This is a genomic window from Geobacillus proteiniphilus (assembly GCF_001908025.1).
Classification (GTDB): Bacteria; Bacillota; Bacilli; order Bacillales; family Anoxybacillaceae; genus Geobacillus; species Geobacillus proteiniphilus.
This window is the reverse complement of the sequence record NZ_MQMG01000049.1, coordinates 20,603-28,880: the sequence shown is the minus strand read 5'-3', so window position 1 is coordinate 28,880 and position 8,278 is coordinate 20,603. Positions and strand designations below refer to the sequence as shown.

The following is an 8,278-nucleotide window of genomic DNA, read 5'->3' as shown; positions in this document are numbered from 1 at the left end:
ATCAGTACAACCGCCATTCAACGCTTATGTCTGCTTATAAAAACATTAAAGATGAAAAGTTTCGGTATTATATTCTTAAGCAAAAGTCAGACGTCTTTCACGCCATGAAAACCTTTTTCCGAAAAGAAGAAAATAAAACGCTCGTATGACCCCTTGCATGATGCAGGGGGTTTTTTAAGGATTATGAACATGCTGGGGGCATTTTTTGTTCATTTTTCAGTTTTGCTGAGAGGAAAATGTTACTTTTTACATAAATTAACATTCGATTTACGAATCTATTAAAATATTTTAACAATTATATTGTTAAATGTAAGTAGGACATTTATTTTATCACAAGGAGGAAAATGATGAAAAGGAAAGGAATTGTCGTTGCTTTGGCTCTTGGAATTATGGTTCCGGCATTGCACCCATCTCAAGCCGCAACAAAAGAAGTAAAGATTGAATCGATCTCATTTAGCGGCTCGAGAGTACCAACTACCGCTGAAGAAATGAGCAAGCCGTTTACAACAGCTTCAGTTGTTGTAAAGTATACGGATGGAAAAACAAAAAACTTCCCGCTTACATATAAGCAGCTTTTTAAAACAACCGATCAGTTTAAAATGTCCAATGGCGAGACGTTCTCAGCAGGTACACCAACGGATTATTATGGTGACCCAATTACCGACAAATCTGTAGATGGGAAACCTGTTCACTATGTATCTGATGCACCAGATGCGAACAGTTTACTTCGTCCAATGAAGGACGGTTCTTTGTACCTTGTTTCTCATTATGAGTATGACTCGTTGGACAATGCTGGAAATCCTGCGTGGCGTCGTGTACCTGCTTCGATGACGTTAACGAAACTATATCAAAATATGAAAACAGGAGAACTGAAGGTTGCAACTGTTGATAAAATTGATGTTTCCACAGTAAACGGGTTATGGGTGCCGTGCAACGGATCGTTAACACCATGGAATACGCACTTAGGTTCAGAGGAATATGAACCTGACGCTCGCTCTTTTGAATTTGATACACAAGATAAGCTCAGTCCATCAACAGCTCATTTAAAAGATTTCGCAAAGCTATATTTTGATGATGAGAAAAAAGCAAACCCTTATTATTACGGCTTTATTCCTGAAGTGATGGTCAATGCTGACGGAACTACTCGCGTTGTAAAACATTACAGTACTGGACGTCGTTCCAATGAATTGATGGTTGTCATGCCGGATGAGCGTACTGCTTACTTTGGAGACGACGGCGAATATACAATGCTGTTTATGTATGTGGCTGATAAGCCGCGTGATTTGTCAGCCGGCACATTATATGCGGCGAAATTTGTACAAACAAGTGCAGAAAACGGTGGGGCTGGCAATTTAGAATGGATTAAACTTGGACATGCGACAGATAAAGAAATTAAACGGATCATTGATAAAGGCATTAAATTCAGCGATATTTTTGAAGTGTCTAATGAACCAAAAGAAGGGTTTACTCCTGTTAAGCAATACTCAGGACAAAGTGCAAACTATGGCAAAATAGAATATTTGAAATTAAAGCCGGGTATGGAAAAGGCTGCGGCATTCTTGGAGACGCGCCGTTACGCAGCGATGTTAGGGGCAACAAGCGAGTTTAATAAAATGGAAGGCTTAGCGGTGAACGCGAGAGACAAAAAAGTGTATGTGGCTATTTCCGACATTAGTAAAGGGATGGAGAAAAACAATCAAGACCCAACGGATCACATTCAATTACCGAAAGTGAAAGCTGGTGCGGTTTATGAGTTAAGCTTAGAGCCAAGACAAAAGAGCACAACTGGTGAGCCGATTAACAGCGGGTATGCAGCCGTTTCTATGAAGGCGCTTATTGTCGGTGAAGATTTGGCTCAACCTGACGCTTACGGCAATAAAGCGAACGTGAATAAAATTGCTGGTCCGGATAACTTAAGCTTCTCTGAGGATTATCGCACATTGTTTATCGGAGAAGATAGTAGCCAACATATTAACAATTTTGTATGGGCATATAACGTGGATACGAAAAAATTGTCCCGCATTTTATCTGTTCCCGCTGGTGCAGAGGCAACAGGACTTCAAGCGGCTGATAACCGAAATGGATTTAGCTACATTATGAGCAATTTCCAGCATCCGGGAGACGAATTAGACAATTTTACACCGACAGCTGTCAAACTTGAGGATGTGAAAAAAGCGATCGATGCAACATATGGAATTAATCAAGCTGGAGCTGTTGGCTATATCCAAGGGTTGCCGAACATTCATAAACTGCAGGAGGAATTAAAGAAACAGCAAAAAGCTCAACAGAGCAAAAAGAAAAAATAAGAGATAACAGAAAGTCTGCCCCATAAATTGGAGCAGACTTTTTTACTGTAGATGAGCAAACGAGTGAAATGACCCTGCCAAACGGCAGGGTCATAAAAAAGAACAAGGTTTCTTGCGGTCGTTGAAACAACCGCAACAGTCGCAGTCATCGTACTCTGACATAAAGGTGGCCGGGGCCCGATTAAAACTGCGAGATTCATGAGGTGGTAGACCACATGGATAAGTTAGTGGTTAAATTGCTTGTTCTCCACGCTTTTATCGCCGAACAGCGGAACGAATATGCTAAAATGGAAACAGAAGATGTTGTGGAACAGGCTTTTGCTGAGGGAATCGTCGCAGCGTGCGAGTTTTTCGAAGAGGCTTTGGAGCATATGATAGAGTATAGATAAGCAATATAGCGAAAATAGCCCGTTCCTAATGAATTAGGATAGGCTATTTTGACTCTTTGTTCATCATATCTTCAATGTATTTCTCTATCAATTTGTGAACAGTTTGTTCTATTTGTTTAACAACGATTTCCCTAATCGTGTCATGCATTTGAAGTGATTCTATGAGCTTAAGATGTAGAGCAGCCCTATCTATTTCGTTTAATGAACATATGTAATCCCCGATTTTGTTACGAGAGAAAGTCATAATTTGATCTAACTTCACATATTAGTCATTGCTTAGCTGCGGATAGTCTTTTTTATAAAGCGGTAAATGGTATGACTTTAGCTCCTTGACATTTCCGTTTTTATCATACAGAGATGTCAAAGGAGCTAAAACAACTGTCTGATTTGGCAAAGTATAATCGTGGAGTAAAAGAGCAGGATGAGATCCTTTAATGGTATATTGAGGTTTCGGATCTTCTTCCGGAAATTTAAACCAAATGATATCTCCTTGCCGAAATTCAAGTCGATCCAAGTTCTCTCTCCCTTAGAAAAAAATCATTCCCCTTGCTTATCTTCAAACATTTCAAAGAAGTCGTTGTCGCTATAGTCTTTTCCGTGAAAATCCCCACCACTTGGTGAGTGCGGTATACGCTCCTGATCCGTGAGGGTATACTGAAAATGGCCAAAAAAGGCAATAGGAAAGCAGAGGTGCCCGATTTTAGGCATCTCGTATAACCTGTCTGCCTTTTGGCTAGACTAAATAAGTTGTGGTTGGCGGAACGGCTCTTTGCGGGAGATCATGCAAAAGATGATCACCAACATCCGCCGAGCAATGGCGATGAGGGCTTTTTTCTTCCCGCACCGGGCCGCCAACGACCAAAACTTTCGGGACAAGGGATGCGTCTTGGATCGAGCTGCTGACCATGCCGCCTCGCATAACGCCGATCGGAGATGGGGATTGCCTTTTGTCGTGCGCGTGCTCTTTCGCTTTCCGGCGCTTTCATGGTTGCCGGGGGACAATCCAGTCCATGAAGCCGCCCGTTCCGGCGTTTCAAAGACGCTCATGTCGGTTCCCATCTCGGCTATGATGACGGCGGCGGTTTGTTTTTTCACTCCGGGCATGGTCATCAGCAATTCGACTTCCTCGCGATACGGCTCGAGCAGGCGGTCGATGTGCTGGTCGACTTCTTCGATTAACTGCTCCAATTCCTCAACGTGTTTCCACAAGAGGCGAAGGAGACGGAGCTCGTGTTCGGTCAAGGTGCCCAGCAGTGAATCGTACACCGCCTGCTTTTTCGTTTTGAGCCTGCCGCGCAGGCATTCATCCAACTCGTCCTTGTCCACGTATCCCTTCTCCAGCAGCCGGGTAAGGATGTTTCTTCCGGAAACGCCGAAGAGATCGGAGAGGACCGAGCTGAGTTTGACATTGGAAGACTCGAGCACTTTTTGAATCCGGTTTTTCTCCGACGTCAGCTGTCCGACCCATTTTTTGCGGAGGCGGGTAAAATCCCGCAATTCGCGAATATCCGCCGGGGGGACGAAACTTTTTTCAACGAGTCCATGGCGGAGCAGCTTGGCGATCCACTCGGCGTCCGAGACATCGGTTTTTCTTCCCGGGACATTTTTGATCCGCTGCGGATTGGCCAGTGTCAAGTCGACATAGCCCTCGAGGAAGGCGAAGACCGGTTTCCAATACACGCCGGTGGATTCCATGGCGACATGGGTAACGCCATGTTCTTCGAGCCACTCAAGCAGGTCGCCAAGTCCCTTCGAGAACGTGGAGAAGGTTTGAATGTCCTTTTGAATGTGTCCATCTTCTTCCCATAGCGCGCAGGCGACGATGGTTTCGGCATGAACATCCAATCCTGCGCAGCGAGGATAGATGACATCCATGATGAAAATCCTCCTTTTCGATGATCGAGTGCGCAAACAGCGAATCCACGGGAGAAATGCGGCAGTTTTCCGTTCGTCGTCACCTTTCCTCCGCATCGGGAAAGGGCGGACAATGGGTGGTGCACCCAGTGGATTCGAACGCTTTTCTGTACAGGGTCCAAGCCACCATTAAGTATAACGTCCTATTGAGCTGTTTGCGCCTACTCTTCATTATGGGAAGAAAAGGGGGATTTTCATGCCCGGGTGGAGAGCAAAAATTGCTCATGGAACTTTTCTGTATTTGTTTCAAAAGATGCTTTTTTCTTATTTTATCATTATTGATCATGTCCAAAAAGTCGTAGCCGTTCTCGTCACGAAACCGTTTCAGAGCTTCATCTACAGGAGAAACCTTTTTGCTGGCGCCGCCAATGTTCCGTTGAACCAACTCCTTCACACTTAACATTTCATCATTCCCCCTGTTTTTGTTGGTACGTTTCTTATGATTTTCATCTATTACGTATCACTCTCCCATACTGGATGTGTATGATTACCAGTATGGGAAAATGTCTTTGATTTTAGTATAACAAACTAGCCATTTTCTGTTTGAAAATATTGTTGTATCAACGATTTTAACCAATTTTGTCCGAAAAAACGTGTCAAGCAAAAGTTTTCGACATCCTTTAATGAATATTGTGATAAAATTAGGAAATAAAAGGAGGATTGAAGAAGGGCTAAGCCATAAATGTTATGATAGATAATACAGGAGATTGTGTATAGCGTATACAGTTGTATCAGTACAACCGCCATTCCACGCTCATGTCGGCGTATCGCAATATTAAGGATGAAAAGTTCCGCTACTATATTTTGAAACAAAAATCGGATGTGTTCTACGCGATGAAAACATTTTTCCGCAAAGAAGAGAGCAAACAGCTTGTTTGATCCTCTTGTTGGCTGGAAGGGGGATTTTTTTTTGGAAGCGGGGAAGAGCGGTTTCCTTCCCCGTTGGATACGTTATTGCTTTTGTAATGTAGCAACCATGGCGAGCACGGCGCCAAGCACGTCTTCGTTGCTTGGAGCGTGTACGGTCAATAGCATCGGCGTCGGTTGGGCGCTGGCGATGACATGAACCGTGACGCCGTCCGCTTGGGCGGTGTACCAAACCGCATCAGCGAACGGCTTAGGCAACCCGTCCGTTTGTTGGCGGGCGGCGTTGGCGTCGACTGCTTGGGCATGTTCTTTCGCTAGTTGTTCATAGTTTGTTTCACCCGGAGAAAGCAAGCGGATGCGGGCGAATGCGTCGCCATGAAGCAAGACATCGGCACTCGGTTCTTCGGCGTCAAGCGTCCACCCTTCCAAAACATAGAGGGAAAAATGTTGATTGTCGCTCGTTTGCAGCGTCGCTGTTCCGGTGACTGTTTGATTTCCTGTCCGATAGGACAAAGAAGTCGTTGGTTGCGAAGAGGCAGGTTGCTCTTCGTCAGCGGGCGGCTGCCCGGAGGTTTCTTCTTTTGCGGCTGCTTGTCTACTCGCCGCCGCATCCGATTGGCCGGAAGAAGCTTGCTTTTCGTTTGTCGGCTGCACATCGGCGGACGTTTCTCTTGAGGCGGCTGGCTGTTGTTCTTCCGCTGCTTCTGTTGCTGACTCCTGCGCTTTCATTCCGCAGCCAACCAGCAAGGCGGAGGCGACAGCGAGAGAGAACAACAGTTTCCAGTATCGAGTCATGTTCATTCCTCCTTACGTTCCATATACTCCCCATTATACCAATTGAAACGGTGGAAACAAACAGACTGGTTTCCCTATTTTTTCTGCTTGTTTGTTTTTGCACGTTGTTTGACGTGCAAGGCGATATGCGCCCCGCCCCAAACAGCGGCGACGAGCAGAACGAGTGAAGCAAATCCGTAAAGCATGTTGTCCCCCTCCTCATGTATACTAGATGGCAGGATCAACAATAATGTATGAAACGCGTTTCAAGGCAAGTCTTTTTTAGGGAGTGTGTGAATATGGCCAATATCCGTGACTTGGCGAAAGAGGCAGGCGTATCGGTGGCTACTGTATCAAGGGTGTTGAACGGATATCCGTATGTGAGCGAGGAAAAGCGGAAGGCGGTTTGGGAAGCAGTGGAGAAGCTCAATTACACGAAAAATATTCAAGCCGTCCATTTGGCGAAAGGAAGGACAGCGATTGTCGGCGTTATGCTTCCGTACATTCATCATCCTTATTTTTCTGCGATAATGGAAGGTATATCCAAAGAGGCGCTCCGTTATGGCTACCAACTGCTTTTGTTTCAGACGAATTATGACGTGGAGAGGGAACTCGAGGCGTTAGAGCGGCTGCGGATGAGGCAAATGGATGGGCTGATCGTGTGCTCCCACGAAGTGGACTGGGAGGCGTTTGCCGCTTATCAGGGAGACGGTCCCATCGTTTTATGCGAACATGTCGGAGAGCACGATTTTTTTGCTGTTTACATTGATCATTATCAAGCGTTTGTCCAAGCGCTTCGCTACTTGGTAAAAAAAGGACACCGACGCATCGGCTATTGCATTGGAAGAATGACGGGGCCGAACAGCCAAGCGAGGGCGGCGGCGTATCAAGATGTTTTGCGCGAAGCTGGCGTCATTCCTCGACGCCAGTGGATTTTTGAGGGTTGTCTATTTCTCGAAGACGGAAAGCGCGTAATCGAGCAATGGGTCGCTATGGAGGAGCGGCCGAGCGCTTTGCTTGTCACCAGTGACCAAGTGGCGGCCGGCATCGTTTTGCAGGCGCAACGCATCGGGGTGCGTATTCCAGAAGAACTTTCCATTATTGGGTTTGACAACGACCCACTCGCTGAGTTGCTTGGCATTACGACCGTCGCTTTGCCTCATTTTCAGCTGGGAGGGAAAGCGTTTCGCTTGATTCATCATTGGTTGGAGACAGGCAATGTGACGCGAAAGCAGGAAGAGCTGCCTGCCCGGTTGCTGGTGCGGGATACGGCATAATAGGGCCTGGCTTTCCGTCTCTGACAACCAGCTTGAAGCCACTCGAAACGGCATCGTGTTATGTTGCTTTCAGATGGTACCGATTCACTGGGCGTCCGACGCCGCCGTATTGAACATCGAGCACGACTTTTCCCGTTTTCTCAAGGTACTCCAAATAGCGGCGGGCGGTGACGCGGGCGATGCCGACTCCTTCGGCCACTTCCTCGGCGGAAACGGGGAAGCGGTGTTGGCGCAAATAGGCGATCACTTTTTCCAATGTTACCTCATTCAGTCCTTTCGGAAGCTCGGAGGACGGTCCGGCCGGTTGTTCAGTCGCCCGCCTTAGGGCATCGAGTTCCACCTGGGTGAGCGATTCCTTTTCCGCAAGCGACCGGCGGAACGTCCGATAATTTTCCAACGCCTGTTTGAGCCGTTCAAATTTAAACGGTTTCACAATGTAATCGAAGGCGCCATTTTGCAGGACGCGGCGCACCGTTTCAATGTCGCTCGCCGCGGTAATGGCGATGATATCGACTTCATGGCCGCGGGCGCGGATTTGTTTTAATGTTTCAAGGCCGTCCAGCTGCGGCATGTAAATATCAATCATCGCTAAATCGGGACGGAGCTCGTGAATGAGGCGGAGCCCTTCTTCACCGTTTCCAGCGAGGCCGATGACGGTGAAGCCGTCGACTTGTTCAATCATTTGCCGATTCACTTCTTGCACCATCGGGTCATCCTCGATCAACAACACGCGATACATAGCCTTTTCCTC

At 46.6% G+C, this 8,278-nt stretch carries 8 protein-coding genes and 2 pseudogenes; 5 read left to right on the top strand and 5 right to left on the bottom strand.

Going from position 1 to position 8,278, the window contains the following annotated elements; genetic code table 11:
- From BRO54_RS20610 to BRO54_RS20120, 3 genes and pseudogenes are all read left to right on the top strand, one after another.
- A pseudogene (locus BRO54_RS20610) lies at positions 1–149 on the top strand (sporulation protein YhbH); the annotation flags it as partial.
- A gap of 198 nt (positions 150–347) precedes the next feature.
- Positions 348–2,306: a PhoX family protein gene (locus tag BRO54_RS15010; RefSeq protein WP_074044455.1), complete on the top strand. Its 1,959-nt coding sequence runs from the start codon at positions 348–350 to the stop codon at positions 2,304–2,306.
- Between the two features lie 215 nt (positions 2,307–2,521).
- On the top strand, positions 2,522–2,695 hold the full coding sequence (locus tag BRO54_RS20120; RefSeq protein WP_167367384.1) for a hypothetical protein: 174 nt from the start codon (positions 2,522–2,524) through the stop codon (positions 2,693–2,695).
- Between the two features lie 265 nt (positions 2,696–2,960).
- On the opposite strand, the gene BRO54_RS20605 is transcribed toward BRO54_RS20120, so the two are convergent.
- The 3 genes from BRO54_RS20605 to BRO54_RS14995 all read right to left on the bottom strand — a co-directional run bounded on the left by BRO54_RS20605 (position 2,961) and on the right by BRO54_RS14995 (position 5,012).
- On the bottom strand, positions 2,961–3,209 hold the full coding sequence (locus BRO54_RS20605; protein WP_239691277.1) for a type II toxin-antitoxin system PemK/MazF family toxin: 249 nt from the start codon (positions 3,207–3,209) through the stop codon (positions 2,961–2,963).
- 224 nt (positions 3,210–3,433) lie between these two features.
- Positions 3,434–4,570, bottom strand: a complete 1,137-nt coding sequence (locus BRO54_RS15000) for an IS110 family RNA-guided transposase (protein WP_074044454.1) — start codon at positions 4,568–4,570, stop codon at positions 3,434–3,436.
- Positions 4,571–4,649: 79 nt separating this feature from the next.
- A complete protein-coding gene (locus tag BRO54_RS14995) occupies positions 4,650–5,012 on the bottom strand; it encodes a hypothetical protein (RefSeq protein ID WP_074044453.1) in 363 nt (120 codons plus the stop codon).
- Positions 5,013–5,332: 320 nt separating this feature from the next.
- Here BRO54_RS14995 and BRO54_RS20600 point away from each other — a divergent pair.
- A pseudogene (locus BRO54_RS20600) lies at positions 5,333–5,488 on the top strand (sporulation protein YhbH); the annotation flags it as partial.
- A gap of 72 nt (positions 5,489–5,560) precedes the next feature.
- Here BRO54_RS20600 and BRO54_RS14990 read toward each other — a convergent pair.
- A complete protein-coding gene (locus tag BRO54_RS14990; RefSeq protein WP_074044452.1) occupies positions 5,561–6,271 on the bottom strand; it encodes a hypothetical protein in 711 nt (236 codons plus the stop codon).
- Between the two features lie 278 nt (positions 6,272–6,549).
- Between BRO54_RS14990 and BRO54_RS14985 the strand changes: the two genes are divergently transcribed.
- The gene (locus BRO54_RS14985; RefSeq protein ID WP_074044451.1) at positions 6,550–7,527 is read left to right on the top strand and encodes a LacI family DNA-binding transcriptional regulator; all 978 of its coding nucleotides are present in this window, start codon (positions 6,550–6,552) and stop codon (positions 7,525–7,527) included.
- A 58-nt stretch (positions 7,528–7,585) separates the two neighbouring features.
- Here BRO54_RS14985 and BRO54_RS14980 read toward each other — a convergent pair whose 3' ends face one another.
- The gene (locus BRO54_RS14980) at positions 7,586–8,266 is read right to left on the bottom strand and encodes a response regulator (protein ID WP_074044450.1); all 681 of its coding nucleotides are present in this window, start codon (positions 8,264–8,266) and stop codon (positions 7,586–7,588) included.
- Positions 8,267–8,278: the final 12 nt, after the last annotated feature.